The sequence below is a fragment of the Streptomyces polygonati genome, assembly GCF_042650325.1.
In the GTDB taxonomy this organism is placed as follows: Bacteria; Actinomycetota; Actinomycetes; order Streptomycetales; family Streptomycetaceae; genus Actinacidiphila; species Actinacidiphila polygonati.
Window position 1 is genome coordinate 21,798 of record NZ_JBHSBB010000005.1, and the last position, 17,433, is coordinate 39,230.

Below are 17,433 nucleotides of genomic sequence, written 5' to 3' on the forward strand. Positions count from 1 at the left end.
CCCTTGCGCCCCCTCGCTTCACTCCGAGCGCCTGGCCATTGGGGTGATTTCCGTGTTCCGGCTGGATAGGGACTGCCAGGGGGGTGGAGGGGACCGTGGAGCGGGGTCGTTCAGGGGACAGGCGGCTCCGCTGCACGGGTGCACGGCGGTCCGCCGCCGCGCCGCGCGGCCCGGACGTCCGAGCGGCGGTGGCGGGCTCTCCCACCGGCCCCCCGTCGCCGCGGTGGGGACCGGCGGAGGCGGGGGGCCGGCGGCCGGCCGGGAGTCGGCCGGGAGTCGGCTACTGGGCGAAGCCCGCGACGATCTTCGCCTGCCCCTTGCTTTCCTCCACCAGCGCGAGGAACCGGCCGTCGGGCCCGAAGACCGCGTTCGGCCCGGCCGTGAGCGCGGGTACCTCGATGCGCACGCCGTTGCCCAGCAGCCGGGCCTGGTCGGCGTCCACGTCCCAGCGGGGGAAGGCGGCGGCCGCCGCCTGCTCGATCGGCAGGACGGCGAAGCTCTCCGCCAACTGCTCCAGGGTGCGGGCGCCGGCCAGGCCGTACGGTCCGACCCGGGTGCGGCGCAGCGCGGTCAGATGGCCGCCGACTCCGAGACCGGCGCCGAGATCCCGGGCGAGCGCCCGGATGTAGGTGCCGGAGGAGCACACCACCGTCACGTCCAGGTCGAGTGCGTCCGGGGCGTCCACGGGCACGCGAAGGTCGTGGACGGCGAAGGAGGAGACCGTCACCGGACGCGCGGGCAGTTCGAAGTCCTCGCCCTCCCTGACCCGGGTGTAGGACCTGACGCCGTTCACCTTGATCGCGCTGACCTTGGAGGGGACCTGCTGGATCGGCCCGGTGAGGGCGGCGACCCCGGCGTCGACCGCTTCCCGGGTGATGCCGCCGGCCGGCGCCGATCCGGTGACCTCGCCCTCGGCGTCGTCCGTCACGGTGCTCTGCCCGAGCCGGATGGTGGCGGCGTATTCCTTCTCGGTGAGCGCGAGGTGCCCGAGCAGCCGGGTGGCCTTCTCCACGCCGATGACGAGTACACCGGTCGCCATCGGGTCCAGGGTGCCCGCGTGCCCGACCCGCCGGGTCCCGGCGAGCCGCCGCATCCGTGACACCACCCCGTGCGAGGTGAGTCCCCCGGGCTTGTCCACGATGACCAGACCCGAGGGACCCTCTTGCTGACGTGTCATGTGGGCGACGAACCGTCCTCGTCGTGGCGGGCGGCCCCGGGCTCGGCGCTGTCTTCGGCGTCGTCGGCGTCTTCGTCGTCGGCCGGCTTGCGGTACGGGTCCGCGTCTCCCGCGTACTGGGCGTCGGTGGCGGTCTTGCGGACCTCCTCGTCCGCGGCGCGGGCCCTGGACAGCAGGTCCTCGATGGCGCGGGCGTTGTCCGGGAGGGCGTCGGCGACGAAGGCCAGACTCGGGGTGAAGCGCACCCCGGTCTGCCGGCCGACCTCGGAGCGGAGCACGCCCTTGGCGCTCTCCAGCGCGGCGGCCGAGGCGGCGCGCTCCTCGTCGTCGCCGTAGACCGTGTAGAAGACCGTCGCCTCCCGCAGGTCACCGGTGACCCGGGTGTCGGTGATCGTCACGTACCCCAGCCGCGGGTCCTTGATCCGCCGCTGGAGGGTCTCCGCGACCACGACCCGGATGCGGTCCGCCAGCTTTCGCGCCCGCGCGGTGTCGGTCATCGTCTTCTTCTCTCTGTGTCTGCTCTGGTTCTCTGGCTTCGGGGTCCGGTCCGCCGGACCGTCGGGGTCAGTCGTCCCCGCCGTGGATGCGCTGCCGTACCGACAGCAGCTCCACCTCGGGCCGGGCGGCCATCCAGCGTTCGCACCGGTCGAGCACGTCCTTGATATGACCCAGGTCCCCGGAGACCACCGCGATTCCGATTTCGGCCCTGCGATAGAGGTCCAGCTCCCCCGTCTCCGCCACGCTGACCCCGAATTTTCGGTGCAGCTCGGCGACGATCGGGCGGATGACGGACCTCTTCTCCTTCAGCGACCGTACGTCACCGAGCAGCAGGTCGAAGCACAGAGTGCCTACATACATATAAGGGACGGTACAGGCGAAGGCCGGGGCCGATCGACGGATTTTCTCCCGTCGACCGGCCCCGGACCGGTGTCACCTCAGTGGAGGCGCCGGATCAGCCGCGCGGCTTCTCCCGCATCTCGTAGGTGGCGATGACGTCGTCGATCCTGATGTCGTTGTAGTTGCCGAGGTTGATACCGCCCTCGTAACCCTCACGAATGTCGGTGACGTCGTCCTTGAAGCGGCGCAGACCCTCGATGTTGAGGTTCTCCGCGATGACCTTGCCGTCGCGCAGCAGCCGCGCCTTGGTGTTGCGGCGCACCTCGCCGGAGCGGACCAGCACACCGGCGATGTTGCCGAGCTTGGAGGAGCGGAACACCTCGCGGATCTCGGCGGTGCCGAGCTCCACCTCCTCGTACTCGGGCTTGAGCATGCCCTTGAGCGCGGCTTCGATCTCCTCGATGGCCTGGTAGATCACCGAGTAGTACCGGACGTCGACGCCCTCGCGCTCCGCCATCTGGGCGGCGCGACCGGCCGCACGGACGTTGAAGCCGATGACGATGGCGTCGGAACCCGTCGCCAGGTCGATGTCCGACTCGGTGACCGCACCCACACCGCGGTGCAGCACCCGGATGTCGACCTCTTCGCCGACGTCGAGCTGGAGCAGCGAGGACTCGAGAGCCTCCACCGAACCGGACGCGTCGCCCTTGATGATGAGGTTGAGTTCCTGCACCAGACCGGCCTTGAGCGCCTCGTCCAGGTTCTCCAGGGAGAACCGGACGCCCTTGCGGGCGAAGCGGACGTTGCGCTCTCGCGCGGCACGCTTCTCGGCGATCTGGCGGGCGGTGCGGTCCTCGTCGACGACGATGAAGTTGTCGCCGGCGCCCGGGACGTTGGTCAGACCCAGGACCTGGACCGGAGTGGACGGACCCGCCGCGTCGAGCGTGTTGCCCTGGTCGTCGAGCATGGCCCGGACCCGGCCGTAGGCGTCGCCCACGACCATGGTGTCGCCGACCCGCAGGGTGCCGCGCTGCACCAGGACGGTCGCGGTGGCGCCGCGGCCCTTGTCCAGGTGCGCTTCGATCGCGATGCCCTGTGCGTCCTGCTCCGGGTTGGCCCGCAGGTCGAGCGAGGCGTCGGCGGTCAGGATGACCGCTTCCAGCAGGGAGTCGATGTTGAGACCCTGCTTGGCGGAGATGTCGACGAACATGGTGTCGCCGCCGTACTCCTCGGCCACCAGCCCGAATTCGGTGAGCTGGCCGCGCACCTTGGTCGGGTCGGCGCCCTCGACGTCGATCTTGTTGACCGCGACCACGATCGGCACGTCGGCCGCCTTGGCGTGGTTGAGCGCCTCGATCGTCTGCGGCATCACACCGTCGTTGGCCGCGACCACCAGGATCGCGATGTCGGTGGACTTGGCACCGCGGGCACGCATGGCGGTGAACGCCTCGTGGCCCGGGGTGTCGATGAAGGTGATCGCGCGCTCTTCGCCGTTGACCTCGGTGGCGACCTGGTAGGCACCGATGTGCTGGGTGATGCCGCCGGCCTCGCCCGCGACCACGTTGGTCTTGCGGATCGCGTCGAGCAGCCGGGTCTTTCCGTGGTCGACGTGACCCATGACGGTCACGACCGGCGGACGGGAGACCAGCGACTCCTCGCCGCCCTCGTCCTCACCGAACTCGATGGAGAACGACTCGAGCAGCTCGCGGTCCTCCTCCTCCGGGCTGACGATCTCCAGCACGTAGTTCATCTCGCCGGCGAGCAGCTCCAGGGTGGAGTCGGACACCGACTGGGTGGCGGTGACCATCTCACCGAGGTTGAGCATCACCTGGACGAGCGACGCCGGGTTGGCGTTGATCTTCTCGGCGAAGTCGGTGAGCGAGGCACCGCGGGACAGGCGTACGACCTGGCCGTTGCCGCGGGGCAGCAGCACGCCGCCCACGGACGGGGCCTGCATGGCCTCGTACTCCTGGCGCCGCTGACGCTTGCTCTTACGGCCGCGCGCCGGACGGCCGCCGGGGCCGCGACCGAACGCGCCCTGCGTGCCGCCACGGCCACCCGGACCACCGGGACGCCCGCCGAAACCGCCGGGACGGGGACCGAAGCCGCCGCCACCGCCGGGAGCGCCACCGCCGCCACCGGGACGGGGGCCGCCGAAGCCGCCACCGCCACCGCCGGGACGACCGCCGCCGCCGGGACCGGCCGGACGGCCGGCGAAGCCGCCGCCACCGCCGGGACGGGCACCGGGACCGCCGCCGCCACCGGGACGGCCACCGGGGCCGCCGCCGGGACGCCCGCCGGGACCGCCGCCGCCGGGGCGACCGCCCGTGGACGGAGCGGGCCGCTGCGGCATCATGCCGGGGTTCGGGCGCGGGCCCGAGGACTGCGGACGGGGCATGCCGCCGGGCGACGGACGCTGTCCGCCGGGACCGCCCTGACCGGTGGGAGCGCCCGGACGCGGGGCACCACCGGGGCGCGGAGCGCCGCCGCCGGGACCCGCCGGACGCGGGGCACCGCCCTGACCGCCACCGGGACGACCCGCGCCACCGGGGCGCGGCATACCGGTGGAGCCGGACGTGAAGGGGTTGTTGCCCGGGCGCGGGCCCGCGGGACGCGAACCGCCGGGACGGGGACCGCCCTGGCCCTGGCCCGCGGGCCGGGAGCCGGGACGCTGGGCGCCGCCGTCACGCTGGCCGTCACGGGGACCGCTGTCGCGCTGGGCACCGTCACGCTGGGCGCCGCCGTCACGCTGACCGTCACGGGGACCGCCGTCACGCTGGCCGGGACCGGCCGGACGGGCCGGGCGCGGGCCGGGGGTGGCGCCGGAGCGCGGACCGGCCGCTGCCGGGGGCGCGGACGGCGGCGCCTGGAACTCGGCCGCGGGCACCGGAGCCGCCGGAGCGGGCTTGGCCGGAGCGGGCGCGGGGGCCGGGGCCGGAGCGGGTGCCGGCCGGGGGCCGGGACGCGGACCGGAGGCGGGACCGGAGCCGTTCGCGGGCGGACCCGCGGGCGTCACCGGACCGCCGGGCTTGCCCGGGGCGGCCGGACGGGTCGGCGCACCCGGTGCGGGGGCCGACGCGGAGCCGCCACCCGGACGGGGGGCAGCGGGGGAAGGCGTCGCCTTGCGCGGCGCCGAGGGCTTCGCAGCGGACTTGCCGGCGTTGCCACCGGGTCCCTGGAAAGCGTCGGTCAACTTGCGGACAACTGGCGCCTCGATCGTCGAGGACGCCGAACGGACGAATTCACCGAGTTCTTGGAGCTTGGCCATGACGACCTTGCTCTCGACTCCCATCTCCTTGGCGAGTTCGTATACCCGGACCTTAGCCACTTCGCTCCTTTTAGGTCCGGGGTGATCGTCCGCCGGACCGTCGCTACTTCATGGGCGTACTCATCGCGTACTCATCGAGTGCTCATCGCAATCTCGACCTACTTCCATCTCGCGAGGTACCTGACCGCACGGTGACCCGTGCCGTACTACTTCTTACGGTTCCTACGTTCTTACGGCTCTTGCGCTTCTTACGGTGCTGCCCGCTCGACATACCGGCGCAGCTCCGCGGTATCGGGCGTCACCGGTCCCCGGAAGGACCGGGCGAACGCCCGGCGGCGGACCGCCAGGTCAAGACAGACAAGGGCGGGGTGCAGATACGCACCCCGACCGGGCAGCGTACCGCGAAGATCGGGGACGCATTCACCCCCGCTCACCGCCACACGCAGCAGATCGCTCTTGGCCGCTCGCTCACGACAGCCGATGCAGGTTCGCTCCGGGCATGCGGGATGCAGCGTCCGACCAGACACTCTTTAGTCTACCTCCCCGCGCCGGGCTCACTCCTGCGAGTAAGCCGACGTCCGGTTGTTCGCGTCACATCAGTCCTGTGGCTGCTCGGTGTCGGGGCGGATGTCGATCCGCCAGCCGGTCAGCCGGGCCGCCAGCCGGGCGTTCTGGCCTTCCTTGCCGATCGCGAGCGAGAGCTGGTAGTCCGGCACGGTGACCCGGGCACTGCGGGCGCCGGCGTCCACCACCTCGACCCGGGAGACCCGGGCCGGGGACAGCGCGTTCGCCACCATCTCGGCCGGGTCGTCCGACCAGTCCACGATGTCGATCTTCTCGCCGTTCAGCTCGGCCATCACGGCCCGCACCCGGGCGCCCATCGGCCCGATACAGGCGCCCTTGGGGTTCAGCCCGGAGCGCGCCGAGCGGACCGCGATCTTGCTGCGGTGGCCGGCCTCGCGGGCGATCGCCTCGATCACCACCGAACCGTCGGCGATCTCCGGCACCTCCAGGGCGAACAGCTTGCGCACCAGGTTGGGGTGGGTGCGCGACAGGGTGACGGAGGGGCCGCGCACGCCCTTGGCGACCCGGACGACATAGCTGCGCAGCCGGGTGCCGTGCGCGTAGTCCTCGCCGGGCACCTGCTCCTGCACCGGCAGGATGGCCTCCAGCTTGCCGATGTCGACCAGTACGTTCTTGGGGTCCTTGCCCTGCTGGACGACACCGGTGACGATGTCGCCCTCGCGGCCGGCGTACTCCCCGAAGGTGAGGTCGTCCTCGGCGTCCCGCAGGCGCTGCAGAATCACCTGTTTGGCGGTGGAGGCGGCGATCCGGCCGAAGCCGCTCGGCGTGTCGTCGAACTCGCGCGGTTCGGCGCCCTCGCCCGCCTCCTCCGGCTCCTCGGTGGCCCACACGGTCACATGGCCGCTCTGCCGGTCCAGCCCCACCCGGGCCCGGCGGTGACTGCCCGGCTCCCGGTGGTAGGCGATGAGGAGGGCCGACTCGATGGCCTCGACCAGCAGGTCGAACGAGATCTGCCTCTCCTGCACCAAACCCCGCAGGGCCTTCATGTCGATGTCCACGGCTACGCCTCCTCAGCACTCTCGTCGCTGTCGGCCGCGGCTTCTTCGTCCTCGCCGTCGGCCTTGCGGTTGAATTCGACCTCGACCCGGGCCCTGGCGATCTCCGCGAAGTCCGCCCGGGCGGGCTTGGGCTTGCGGCCCTTGACGCCGGGGACCTCCAGACCAAGACCTGTGTCGTCCACCGTCATGATCCGCGCGATCAGCTCGCCGCGCTCCTTGAGCTGGAGTTTCACCAAGCGCCCCGCGTTACGCCGGAAGTGGCGCGGCTCGGTCAGCGGGCGGTCGGTGCCGGGTGAGGTCACCTCCAGCACGTACTCCGTCTCACCCATCGCGTCCGACGCGTCGAGCGCCTGCGAGACCTCCCGGCTCAGCTCGGCGACCGCGTCGAGCTGCACGCCGTCCTCGGCGTCCACCACGACCATCAGCTGCCGCCGCTTGCCTGCGGCCGTCACCGTGACCTCTTCCAGCTCCAGGCCCGCCTTCTCGGCCAGGGGCTGGAGCAGCGCGCGCAGCCTCTCGCTCTGGGTGGTGCTCATCCGGGTGACTCCTCGGCCGCGTCTGCTGTTGTCATAGAAGGTCGCGTGTAGGTTCCCCAGGTTACCGGAGTCGACGGTCCTCTTTTCCCACGCGGCGGGGTGGCCTTGGGCGGGTGCCGTCGGGTGGGTGCCGTGCAGCGCGAGGGCGCCGTTCGTGGGCGCCGTCCAGCGCCTGGTTACCGCCCTTTCCCCTTTTTTGCCGCCCTCTCGCCTCCGGGCGCTTAGACCCGGTGTCGACGGTCGATCGTGCTCGATCCCTCGTTCCTCGGGACCTCCGCGCGTTCTCCCTTTCGACACCGGCGCGCCCTTCGGCTCGCCGGCTACCGGCGAACCGTACGGCGCCGGGTGGGCCGTAAACTCCCCTCCATGATCGGCGCAGCGGCTCGGGTGAGCCGGCGGGGTGTGGTGGCGGTGGCGGCCGTCGGGGTGGTCGGTGGGTGCTCCGGGGGTGAGGGGGCGGCCCGGCCGGCGGCCGAGGCGCCGGCACCGGGGGTGGTCGAGAAGGCGCGGGCGGCGCGGGACAGCGCGGGACTGCTGGCGCGGTACGACGGCGCGCTGGCCGCGCATCCCGAACTGGCCGGCCGGCTGGCCCCGCTGCGAGCCGAAGTGGCCCGGCATGTGCGGGCGTTCGGCGGCAGGGCGGCGCCGCCAGCGACGGGAACACCGGGGACACCGGGGACACCGGCCGCGAGTCCCCCGCCAAGGATCGGCGCGGCCGCCACGCTGACCGCGCTCGCCACCGCCGAGCGGGAGTTGGCCGACCGGCGGGCCAAGACGCTGCTGACGGTGCCCGGGGAGCTGGCCCGGCTGCTCGCGTCGGTCGCCGCGGCCGGGGCCGGCCATGTCGTACTGCTGGGCCGGCAGGACACCGCGTCGGGCGCGGCGGGGCGGACGACATGACCGACACCACGGGTACGGTCCTGGTCGCGGCGCAGGCCGCGCTCGCCGCCGAGCACGCGGCGGTGTACGGCTACGGCGTGGTGGGCGGCAGGATCGCCGCTTCGCGACAGGCGGAGGCCCAACAGGCGTACGCCGCGCACCGGGCCGGGCGGGACGCGCTCAGCCGTTCCGTCACCGATCTGGGCGGCCGGCCGGTGGCCGCCGCGGCGGGGTACGAACTGCCGTTCGCCGTCGCCGGCTCGGCGGACGCGGTGCGGCTCGCCGCCTTCCTGGAGGACCGGGTGGCGGGTGCGTACGGCGATCTGGTGCGGGCCGCGGCCGGCGCCCTGCGGCAGGACGCGGCGGCCGCCTTGCGTGCGGCGGCGGTGCGCGCGGTGCGCTGGAGTGGCGGGAGCGTAGCCTTCCCCGGGTTGGCGGAACGCGGCTGAGCGCCGCGCCGGTGTGCCGCCGGCGCGCCGCGCGCCCCGTTCCGCCGTGGACAGCTTCCGCCGTGGACGGCGCGAGCACCGAGGCCAGAGGAGAGCGGACGACCATGGGGGCAGCGCCGCACGAGAGCGGGCCGGACGGGGTCTCGTTGCGACCGCCCGAGCGGCTGGCCCGTACCGTCACGGCCTGGGAGGGCGAGGCCGGCCGGGAATGGCTCGCCGAGCTGCCCGCGCTGGTGGCCGGCTGCCTGTCGCGGTGGCGGCTGACCGCGGAGCGGGTGTACGCGGCGGGCGGCCAGATCAGCATGGTCGTGCTGGTCAGGACCGCGGACGGCGACCCGGCGGTGCTCAAGGTCGGCATGGTGACCCGGGAGAGCGCCCAGGAGCACGCGGCGCTGGCGCACTGGGACGGGCGCGGCGCCGTACGGCTGCTGCGGGCCGACCCCGGGCAGGGCGCGATGCTGCTGGAACGGCTCCGGGCCGATGTCTCCCTGCGGTCCCTGGCCGAACCGCAGGCGATGCTGGAGGCGGCGGAGGTGCTGCGCAGGCTGTGGGTGCCGCCGGCCGCCGGTCACCCTTTCAGCACGGTCGCCGGCTACACGGAGCACCTGGTAGGGGTGCTGCGCGAGCGCCGCGAGCAGCCCTGGGCGGCCGATGTGCTGCCACTCGTCGACGAGGCGCTGGAGTTGCGGGACGCGCTGCTGGCGGACGGCTCGCAGCAGGTGCTCCTGCACGGCGACTACCACCACGGCAACGTCCTGGCGGGCCGGCGGCTCCCCTGGCTGGCGATCGATCCCAAGCCGCTGGTCGGTGAGCGCGCCTTCGACCTCGCCTGGCTGGCGCGCGACCGGCTCGACACCCTCGCCGCTCAGCCCGGCTCCCGCGCCGCCGCCCGCCGCCGCCTGGCCGAGCTCTCCTCGGCCCTGGAGGTCGACCCCGCGCGGCTGCGCGGCTGGTCCCTGTTCCGGGCGGTCGAGGCGGGCGTCTGGTCGCTGGCGAAGGGCGAGCGGGATCAGGGCGAGCTCCTGCTGGAGTTCGCCGGCTGGTTGTAGGACGGGCGGTGCTCGTCAAGACGAGGCCCCGCGGCCGTCGGCCGGGCGGCGCAGTGGCAAGGGGGCGCCCATGACCGCGTACGGGCGGCCGGCGCTGGGGAAGTGGACCGGGCGGGCCAGGTCCTGGTAGCCGAGGGAACGGTAGAGGTGGCGGGCCGGGCTGTCGCCGTCGATCGCGGACAGGATGCTGCGGGGTTCGGTGGCGGTGTCGGTGATGGCGGTGATCAGGCGGCGGCCGATGCCCCGGTTCTGGAAGCCGGGCAGCACATGGAGTTCGGTGATGACGAAGGAGTCGTCCAGCCAGCCGTCGTTGCCCTGTTCGCGCAGATAGGGCTGGACGACGCTGGACCACCAGTGCGCGCGGTCGTTGGGCAGGCCGTAGACGAAGCCGACCAGCCGCCCGTCCCGGCCGAACGCGCCGAGCGCCCTCGCTCCCCGGCATCCCAGGTGCCGCAGGACGATGGGCCGCCGGATGCTCACCTCGTCCGGTCCCAGCCCGAAGGCCACCGCCTGTACGGCCAGCGCCTCGTCCACCCGCGCGGCCAGGTCGCAGGGGCCGACCACCACGTTCTCCATGAGCCGCGACCCTATCGGTCCGTCAGAACAACACACTCATGAAGGCGCCCACTTCGGTGAAGCCCACCCGGCGGTAGGCGGCCCGCGCCGGGGCGTTGAAGTCGTTGACGTAGAGGCTGGCGACGGGGGCGACGTCCCGCAGGGCGTAGTGCAGGACGGCGGCCATGCCGATCTCGGACAGGCCCCGGCCGCGCCGGCCGGGGGCCACCCAGACGCCCTGGATCTGGCAGGTGTGCCGGGTGACGGCGCCGATCTCCGCCTTGAAGACCACCTCGCCGTTCTCTATCCGGGCGAACGCCCGCCCGGTGGAGACGAGTTCGGCGACCCGGGCCTGGTAGAGCAGCCCGCCGTCGCCGGCCAGCGGGGAGACGCCGACCTCCTCGGTGAACATCGCCACGCAGGCCGGCAGCAGCAGGTCCATCTCGTCGCGGCGCACCCGGCGCACCAGCGGGTCGGGGGCCACCGTCGCGGGCAGCGCGCGGGTGGTCATCAGCGGCTGGTGGGTGCGGACTTCGCGGGCCGGTCCCCAGTGGGGTTCGAGCCGCGCCCACAGGTCGGCGGTGGGCGCGGCCGGGCCGACGATGGACGAGCAGCGGCGGCCGGACCGCCGGGCGCGCTCGCCGAAGGCGGCGATCGCCTCCGGGGTGGCGCAGATGGGGACGAGATTGGCGCCCGCGTAGCACATCGAGGTGAGTTTCCCGCCGCTGTACCAGCCCCACATCTCGCCGCCGAGCCGCCACGGATCGAGCCCGGCCACATTGACGCGCGAGGTGACGAACGCGTTGGCCACCGGGTCGCGGGCGAGCACGGCCAGGGCCGCGTCGAGGTCGCCGGGGTCGAGTACTCGGGCAGACGGGTGGGTCAACATGGCAGCGCCTCACCGTACGGGCCGCGCACGACAGCGTGGAAGGACTCCGGCACTTTACCTCGCGGCCGCCCGCCGTGTGCCGCCCCCGGTCGCCGGGGGGCGGCACACGGCCGAAACCGGGCGGTCAGGAGACGCTCACCTGCGGTTCACCGGAGAGGGCACCGGCCGCTTCCATCTGCTCGGCGAGCTTCATCGCCTCGTCGATCAGCGTCTCGACGATCATCGACTCGGGAACGGTCTTGATGACCTCGCCCTTGACGAAGATCTGGCCCTTGCCGTTGCCGGAGGCCACGCCGAGGTCGGCCTCGCGGGCCTCGCCGGGGCCGTTGACGACGCAGCCCATGACGGCGACGCGCAGCGGCACCTCCATGCCCTCCAGGCCGGCGGACACCTGGTCGGCGAGCTTGTAGACGTCCACCTGGGCGCGGCCGCAGGACGGGCAGGAGACGATCTCCAGCCGGCGCTGGCGCAGGTTCAGCGACTCCAGGATCTGGATGCCGACCTTGACCTCCTCCACCGGAGGCGCGGACAGCGAGACGCGGATGGTGTCGCCGATGCCCTCGGCGAGCAGCGCGCCGAAGGCGACCGCGGACTTGATGGTGCCCTGGAAGGCGGGGCCGGCCTCGGTGACGCCGAGGTGCAGCGGGTAGTCGCACTGCTGGGCCAGCAGCCGGTAGGCGTTGACCATGATCACCGGGTCGTTGTGCTTCACCGAGATCTTGATGTCCCGGAAGTCGTGCTCCTCGAAGAGCGACGCCTCCCACAGCGCGGACTCGGCCAGCGCCTCGGGGGTGGCCTTGCCGTACTTCTCCATCAGGCGGCGGTCCAGCGAGCCCGCGTTGACACCGATGCGGATGGGGACACCGGCCGCGGAGGCCGCCTTGGCGATCTCCTTGACCTTGTCGTCGAACTGCTTGATGTTGCCCGGGTTGACCCGGACCGCGGCGCAGCCGGCGTCGATCGCGGCGAAGACGTACTTCGGCTGGAAATGGATGTCGGCGATCACCGGGATCTGCGACTTCCGGGCGATCGTGGCGAGCGCGTCCGCGTCGTCCTGGGTCGGGCAGGCGACCCGGACGATCTGGCAGCCGGAAGCGGTCAGCTCCGCGATCTGCTGGAGGGTCGCACCGATGTCGGAGGTCCGCGTGGTGGTCATCGACTGGACGGAGACCGGTGCGTCGCCGCCCACAGCGACACTTCCGACCTGGATCTGGCGGGTTTTGCGGCGGTCGGCGAGCTTGATCGGAACATCCGGCATACCGAGCGAAATCGCGGTCATCTGCGTGGCATCCCCAAGGTTTGGAACGAGGTCCCGTCGTGGGCGGGTACGTGCTTCGAGGTTACGGCACCACGCCCACGACTCTCACCCGACCCAAAGCATTACGTGCTCAATTTGACCGGGTTCACCACATCGGCGATCAGGACCAGCAGCGTGAACGACACAAAGATTCCGGCCACGACATAAGCGACCGGCATCAGCTTGGCCACGTCGAAGGGTCCGGGGTCCGGTTTGCGGAAGACCCGGGCGGTGTGCCTGCGGACCGCTTCCCACAGGGCGCCGGCGATGTGACCGCCGTCCAGCGGCAGCAGCGGCAGCATGTTGAACAGGAACAACGACAAGTTGAAGCCCGCCACCAGCATCACCATGGTGGCGATCCGGTCGATCGCGGGCTCCTTCAGCGAGAACACCTCGCCGCCGACGCGCGCCGCGCCGACCACGCCCATCGGGGAGTCGGCCTTGCGGGGGGCTCCGTTGAAAGCGGCGTTCCACAGGTCGGGGATCCGCTGGGGCAGCCTTATCAGCGACGAGACGCCCTGCCGGGCCATGTCGCCCATGTGCCCGACGGAGTCGTCGAAGGCGAGCGGCTCGATGTGGCTGGCCGGGCTGAAGCCGAGGAAGCCGGCCGTCACGGTGCCGGCCACCGGGTTGCCCTCGCTGTCGGTCTTGGCCACGACATTGGTGGTGATCGTGGGGTGCAGGGTGACGCGCTTGCCGTCGCGCTCCACGACGATGACGGCGGCGCCGGCGCTCTTGCGGATGTCCTTGGACAGTGCGGACCAGTTCTTCACCGGCTGCCCGTTGAACTCCAGGAACTTGTCGCCGGCCTTGAAGCCGGCCGTCTTGGCGGGCGAGACCACGTCGGTGGGCAGGCAGGGGTTGGCGGCGTCCCGCTTGGCGGTGTCGGCCTGCGAGATCACGCAGTCGCTGACCTGGCCGACCACCGTGGTCTGGGTGCTGATCCCGATGCCCATGAAGACGGTGAGGGCCAGCGCGAAGGCCAGGATCAGGTTCATGAACGGACCGGCGAACATCACGATGACGCGCTTCCAGGGCTTGCGCGTGTAGAACAGCCGGTTCTCGTCGCCGGGCTGGAGTTCCTCGAAGGCGGCCGAGCGGGCGTCCTCGATCATGCCGCGCCACGGCGAGGTGGAGCGGGCGGTGATCCGGCCGTCCTCGCCGGGCGGGAACATCCCGATCATCCGGATGTAGCCGCCGAGCGGGACGGCCTTGAAGCCGTACTCGGTCTCTCCCTTGCGCCGGGACCAGATGGTGGGGCCGAAGCCGACCATGTACTGCGGCACGCGGATCTTGAAGAGCTTGGCGGTGGAGAGGTGGCCCAGCTCGTGCCAGGCGATGGAGACCATCAGGCCGACGGCGAAGACGACTACGCCGAGGATCGTCATAAGACCCGTCATACTCCCGCTGCCTCCGATGCCTGTGCCAGTTCCGCCGCCCGGGCCCGGGCCCAGACCTCCGCTTCGAGGACGTCCGCGACGGTCAGTCGAGTTCCCGGCGCGGGTGTGTCGTGCTCCTCGACCACCCGGGCCACCGTGTCCACGATCCCGGTGAACGACAGCCGGCCGGTGCGGAAGGCTTCGACGCATTCCTCGTTGGCGGCGTTGAACACCGCGGGCGCGGTGCCTCCGAGGCTACCCACATGACGGGCCAGTGCGACGGACGGGAACGCGTCATCGTCCAGCGGGAAGAACTCCCATGTGGAGGCCTTCGACCAGTCGAAGGCGGGGGCGGCGTCCGGCACCCGCTCCGGCCAGCCCAGGCCCAGCGCGATCGGCATCCGCATGTCCGGCGGGCTGGCCTGGGCCAGCGTGGACCCGTCGGCGAACTCCACCATCGAGTGCACATAGGACTGCGGGTGGACCACGACCTCGATGCGGTCGAAGGGGATGTCGTAGAGCAGGTGGGCCTCGATGACCTCCAGGCCCTTGTTGACCAGGTTCGCCGAGTTGATGGTGATGACCGGGCCCATGTCCCAGGTGGGGTGGGCCAGCGCCTGCTCCAGGGTGACGCCGGCCAGTTCGGCGCGGGTCCGGCCGCGGAAGGGGCCGCCCGAGGCGGTGACGATCAGCTTGCGGACCTCGCCGCGGCTGCCGCCGAGCATCGCCTGGAAGAGGGCGGAGTGCTCGGAGTCGACGGGGACGATCTGGCCGGGCTTGGCCAGGGCCTTCACCAGCGGGCCGCCGACGATCAGCGACTCCTTGTTGGCGAGGATCAGCACCCGGTCGGCCTCCAGGGCGGCCAGCGTGGGCCGCAGGCCGATGGAGCCGGTGATCCCGTTGAGCACCGAGTGGCACTCCAGGGTCGCGGCCTGGGTGGCGGCGTCGGGTCCGGCCAGGATCCGCGGCGGCCGGTCGGCGCCGTAGCGCCGGCCGAGCGCGTCCCGCAGGGGGGCCACGGCGGCGGGGTCGGCGACCGCGACGGTGTGCACGCCCAGGGTGCGGGCCTGCTCGGCGAGCAGCTCGACCCGCCCGCCGGCCGCGGAGATCGCGACCACCCGGAAGCGGTCGGGATTGCGGAGCACCACGTCGATCGCCTGGGTGCCGATCGAGCCGGTCGAGCCGAGGATCACGATGTCCCGGGGCCCGCCGCCGGCCTCCGGCGTGACGTACGGGCGGTAGTGGGGGTCTGCGAGAGCGTCCGTCATGGGGTCATTGTGTCGTGCCGGTGCGCTGTCCGGCGCACCGGTCCGGAGCACGGCACCGGCGCGTGGGGGGCACGTATTGCTCTCACGTGCGAGTCCCGCGCGCCGGTCGCGTCCGCGGACGGCCGGAACCCGCGGCGGGGCGGCCGGTCCGCCACCCGCCGCCCGACCCGGTCCCGGCGCCGCATCGCCCGCCGCCGCGTCCGCTGTACCCGCCGCCGTACCCGCCGCCGTCTCAGCGCACCGGCCGGTGCACGTTCTCCCGGCGGGACGGCCCGGGGGTGGCGTCGGCGATCCACGGCCCGTCCGGCGCGGTGTCCACGATGCCGGCCTCCATCCAGGTCAGGGAGCCGGCCATCACGGCCTTGGTGAGCCGGTGGTCCGAGCCGTCGGTGTTGGTCCACAGCCGGGCGAAGAGCTCGTCGGTACGGACCCGGGACTGCCGGCAGAAGGCGTCGGCGAGCTGCCGCGCCTCCTGGCCGTGGTCCCCGGTCGCCGCCAGGTGCTCGGCCCGTACGCAGGCGGCGCTCATCGCGAACAGCTCGGCGCCGATGTCCACGATCCTGGCCAGAAAGTTCTGCTTGGTCTCCATCCGGCCCTGCCAGCGGGACATGGCGTAGAAGGTGCTGCGGGCCAGTTTGCGGGCGCCGCGCTCCACGTACCGCAGGTGCCCGGCCAGCGGGCCGAACTCGGCGTAGGAACGCGGCAGCTGTCCCGGCCCGGCGACCAGCTTGGGCAGCCAGCGGGCGTAGAAGCCGCCGGCCCGGGCGCCCGCCCTGGCCTTGTCGCCGAGCGTGGTGTCCGGGTCGATCAGGTCGCCGGCCACCGACAGATGGGCGTCGACGGCCTCCCGGGCGATCAGCAGGTGCATGATCTCGGTGGACCCCTCGAAGATCCGGTTGATCCGCATGTCCCGCAGCAGCTGCTCGGCCGGCACCGCCCGCTCGCCGCGGGCGGCCAGCGACTCGGCGGTCTCGAAGCCCCGGCCGCCGCGGATCTGGACCAGCTCGTCGGCCATCAGCCAGGAGGCCTCGGAACCGAAGAGTTTGGCCAGCGCGGCCTCGATCCGGATGTCGTTGCGGTCCTCGTCGGCCATCTGCGAGGACAGGTCCACCACGGCTTCCAGCGCGAAGGTGGTGGCGGCGATGAAGGCGATCTTCGAGCCGACGGCCTCGTGCTCGGCCACCGGCCGGCCCCACTGCTCGCGGGCCGCGGACCACTGCCTGGCGACCTTCAGGCACCACTTGCCGGCGCCGACACAGGCCGCGGGCAGCGACAGCCGGCCGGTGTTGAGCGTGGTCAGCGCGATCTTCAGACCGGCGCCCTCGGCGCCGATCCGGTTCCCGGCGGGGACCCGCACCTGGTGGAAGCGGGTGACGCCGTTCTCCAGGCCGCGCAGGCCCATGAAGGCGTTGCGGTTCTCCACCGTGATGCCCTCGGACGCGGCCTCCACCACGAAGGCGGTGATGCCGCCCTGGTGGCCCTCGGACTTCGGCACCCGGGCCATCACCACCAGCAGGTCGGCGATCACCCCGTTGGTGGTCCACAGCTTGACGCCGTCCAGGACGTAGTCCTCGCCGTCGGGCACCGCGCTGGTGGCCAGCCGGGCCGGGTCGGAGCCGACATCCGGTTCGGTGAGCAGGAAGGCGCTGATGTCGGTACGGGCGCAGCGCGGCAGGAAGGCCTTCTTCTGCTCCTCGGTGCCGAACATCTTCAGCGGCTGCGGAACGCCGATCGACTGGTGGGCCGACAGCAGCGCCCCGACCGCGGCGCTGGCGGTGCCGACCAGGGCCAGCGCCCGGTTGTAGTACACCTGGGTGAGGCCGAGGCCGCCGTACTCCTCGTCGATCTTCATGCCGAAGGCGCCGATTTCCTTCAGCCCGCGGATGGTCTCGTCCGGGATTCGGGCCTCGCGCTCGATCCCGGGCCCGTCGATCCGGGTCGCGCAGAAGTCGCGGAGCCGGGCCAGGAAGGCCTCGCCCTTCGCGACGGCTTCGGGCTCGGGCTGCGGATACGGGTGGATGAGGTCGAGGCGGAAGCGGCCCAGGAAGAGCTCCTTGGCGAAACTGGGCTTCTGCCAGCCCTGTTCCCTGGCGGCCTCCGCCACCTGCCGGGCTTCACGCTCCGAAACGTTGCGTACTGCGGCGGGTGCGGACACGGTTGCGTCACCTCCGGGTAGCCGGTTACCGACCGGTGCTACTACTCCGTACTACCCGAATTCCGGCGACGCAGCCACGGCCGCGGCGACGGCAGACGGCGGCTGACCGGTC

The 17,433-nt window shown here is 72.4% G+C and carries 16 protein-coding genes; 3 read left to right on the forward strand and 13 right to left on the reverse strand.

Going from position 1 to position 17,433, the window contains the following annotated elements; genetic code table 11:
* Nucleotides 1-280: 280 nt before the first annotated feature.
* From truB to rimP, 7 genes are all read right to left on the reverse strand, one after another.
* Complete coding sequence (truB, locus tag ACFO3J_RS03665) at nucleotides 281-1,177, reverse strand: tRNA pseudouridine(55) synthase TruB (RefSeq protein ID WP_386426086.1); 897 nt, start codon at nucleotides 1,175-1,177, stop codon at nucleotides 281-283.
* Entirely contained in the window at nucleotides 1,174-1,674 is a 501-nt protein-coding gene (gene rbfA, locus ACFO3J_RS03670; RefSeq protein ID WP_386426088.1) for a 30S ribosome-binding factor RbfA, read from the reverse strand. The genes truB and rbfA overlap by 4 nt, the downstream gene beginning before the upstream one ends.
* A 67-nt stretch (nucleotides 1,675-1,741) precedes the next feature.
* Nucleotides 1,742-2,035, reverse strand: a complete 294-nt coding sequence (locus ACFO3J_RS03675) for a DUF503 domain-containing protein (protein WP_386426089.1) — start codon at nucleotides 2,033-2,035, stop codon at nucleotides 1,742-1,744.
* Nucleotides 2,036-2,129: 94 nt separating this feature from the next.
* Nucleotides 2,130-5,342, reverse strand: a complete 3,213-nt coding sequence (infB, locus tag ACFO3J_RS03680) for a translation initiation factor IF-2 (RefSeq protein ID WP_386426091.1) — start codon at nucleotides 5,340-5,342, stop codon at nucleotides 2,130-2,132.
* A 188-nt stretch (nucleotides 5,343-5,530) separates the two neighbouring features.
* A complete protein-coding gene (locus tag ACFO3J_RS03685; protein WP_386426092.1) occupies nucleotides 5,531-5,809 on the reverse strand; it encodes a YlxR family protein in 279 nt (92 codons plus the stop codon).
* Between the two features lie 69 nt (nucleotides 5,810-5,878).
* Entirely contained in the window at nucleotides 5,879-6,865 is a 987-nt protein-coding gene (nusA, locus tag ACFO3J_RS03690; RefSeq protein WP_386426094.1) for a transcription termination factor NusA, read from the reverse strand.
* A gap of 2 nt (nucleotides 6,866-6,867) precedes the next feature.
* On the reverse strand, nucleotides 6,868-7,401 hold the full coding sequence (rimP, locus tag ACFO3J_RS03695; protein WP_386426096.1) for a ribosome maturation factor RimP: 534 nt from the start codon (nucleotides 7,399-7,401) through the stop codon (nucleotides 6,868-6,870).
* A gap of 366 nt (nucleotides 7,402-7,767) precedes the next feature.
* Between rimP and ACFO3J_RS03700 the strand changes: the two genes are divergently transcribed.
* From ACFO3J_RS03700 to ACFO3J_RS03710, 3 genes are all read left to right on the forward strand, one after another.
* Entirely contained in the window at nucleotides 7,768-8,301 is a 534-nt protein-coding gene (locus tag ACFO3J_RS03700) for a hypothetical protein (RefSeq protein ID WP_386426098.1), read from the forward strand.
* The gene (locus ACFO3J_RS03705; RefSeq protein WP_386426099.1) at nucleotides 8,298-8,729 is read left to right on the forward strand and encodes a ferritin-like domain-containing protein; all 432 of its coding nucleotides are present in this window, start codon (nucleotides 8,298-8,300) and stop codon (nucleotides 8,727-8,729) included. The genes ACFO3J_RS03700 and ACFO3J_RS03705 overlap by 4 nt, the downstream gene beginning before the upstream one ends.
* A 104-nt stretch (nucleotides 8,730-8,833) precedes the next feature.
* Nucleotides 8,834-9,778, forward strand: a complete 945-nt coding sequence (locus ACFO3J_RS03710; RefSeq protein WP_386426100.1) for an aminoglycoside phosphotransferase family protein — start codon at nucleotides 8,834-8,836, stop codon at nucleotides 9,776-9,778.
* A 15-nt stretch (nucleotides 9,779-9,793) separates the two neighbouring features.
* On the opposite strand, the gene ACFO3J_RS03715 is transcribed toward ACFO3J_RS03710, so the two are convergent.
* The 6 genes from ACFO3J_RS03715 to ACFO3J_RS03740 all read right to left on the reverse strand — a co-directional run bounded on the left by ACFO3J_RS03715 (nucleotide 9,794) and on the right by ACFO3J_RS03740 (nucleotide 17,321).
* On the reverse strand, nucleotides 9,794-10,354 hold the full coding sequence (locus ACFO3J_RS03715; protein WP_386426102.1) for a GNAT family N-acetyltransferase: 561 nt from the start codon (nucleotides 10,352-10,354) through the stop codon (nucleotides 9,794-9,796).
* A gap of 22 nt (nucleotides 10,355-10,376) precedes the next feature.
* Nucleotides 10,377-11,222: a GNAT family N-acetyltransferase gene (locus ACFO3J_RS03720; protein ID WP_386426104.1), complete on the reverse strand. Its 846-nt coding sequence runs from the start codon at nucleotides 11,220-11,222 to the stop codon at nucleotides 10,377-10,379.
* Nucleotides 11,223-11,346: 124 nt separating this feature from the next.
* Nucleotides 11,347-12,501 carry a flavodoxin-dependent (E)-4-hydroxy-3-methylbut-2-enyl-diphosphate synthase gene (gene ispG, locus ACFO3J_RS03725; protein WP_386426106.1) on the reverse strand — a complete coding sequence of 385 codons (1,155 nt, stop codon included), beginning with the start codon at nucleotides 12,499-12,501 and terminating at the stop codon, nucleotides 11,347-11,349.
* A gap of 101 nt (nucleotides 12,502-12,602) precedes the next feature.
* Nucleotides 12,603-13,919 (reverse strand): M50 family metallopeptidase, encoded by a 1,317-nt coding sequence (locus ACFO3J_RS03730; protein WP_386426108.1) that lies wholly within the window; start codon nucleotides 13,917-13,919, stop codon nucleotides 12,603-12,605.
* On the reverse strand, nucleotides 13,916-15,166 hold the full coding sequence (dxr, locus tag ACFO3J_RS03735) for a 1-deoxy-D-xylulose-5-phosphate reductoisomerase (protein WP_386426110.1): 1,251 nt from the start codon (nucleotides 15,164-15,166) through the stop codon (nucleotides 13,916-13,918). Before dxr ends, ACFO3J_RS03730 begins: the two co-directional genes overlap by 4 nt.
* 232 nt (nucleotides 15,167-15,398) lie before the next feature.
* Complete coding sequence (locus tag ACFO3J_RS03740) at nucleotides 15,399-17,321, reverse strand: acyl-CoA dehydrogenase family protein (protein ID WP_386426111.1); 1,923 nt, start codon at nucleotides 17,319-17,321, stop codon at nucleotides 15,399-15,401.
* Nucleotides 17,322-17,433 lie beyond the last annotated feature (112 nt).

Bases quoted from the DNA above. Each gene is read 5' to 3' on its own strand.
- truB (WP_386426086.1), bottom strand. From the start codon at position 1,177: ATGACACGTCAGCAAGAGGGTCCCTCGGGTCTGGTCATCGTGGACAAG.
- rbfA (WP_386426088.1), bottom strand. From the start codon at position 1,674: ATGACCGACACCGCGCGGGCGCGAAAGCTGGCGGACCGCATCCGGGTC.
- ACFO3J_RS03675 (WP_386426089.1), bottom strand. From the start codon at position 2,035: ATGTATGTAGGCACTCTGTGCTTCGACCTGCTGCTCGGTGACGTACGG.
- rimP (WP_386426096.1), bottom strand. From the start codon at position 7,401: ATGAGCACCACCCAGAGCGAGAGGCTGCGCGCGCTGCTCCAGCCCCTG.
- ACFO3J_RS03700 (WP_386426098.1), top strand. From the start codon at position 7,768: ATGATCGGCGCAGCGGCTCGGGTGAGCCGGCGGGGTGTGGTGGCGGTG.
- ACFO3J_RS03705 (WP_386426099.1), top strand. From the start codon at position 8,298: ATGACCGACACCACGGGTACGGTCCTGGTCGCGGCGCAGGCCGCGCTC.
- ACFO3J_RS03710 (WP_386426100.1), top strand. From the start codon at position 8,834: ATGGGGGCAGCGCCGCACGAGAGCGGGCCGGACGGGGTCTCGTTGCGA.
- ACFO3J_RS03715 (WP_386426102.1), bottom strand. From the start codon at position 10,354: ATGGAGAACGTGGTGGTCGGCCCCTGCGACCTGGCCGCGCGGGTGGAC.
- ACFO3J_RS03720 (WP_386426104.1), bottom strand. From the start codon at position 11,222: ATGTTGACCCACCCGTCTGCCCGAGTACTCGACCCCGGCGACCTCGAC.
- ispG (WP_386426106.1), bottom strand. From the start codon at position 12,501: ATGACCGCGATTTCGCTCGGTATGCCGGATGTTCCGATCAAGCTCGCC.
- ACFO3J_RS03730 (WP_386426108.1), bottom strand. From the start codon at position 13,919: ATGACGGGTCTTATGACGATCCTCGGCGTAGTCGTCTTCGCCGTCGGC.
- dxr (WP_386426110.1), bottom strand. From the start codon at position 15,166: ATGACGGACGCTCTCGCAGACCCCCACTACCGCCCGTACGTCACGCCG.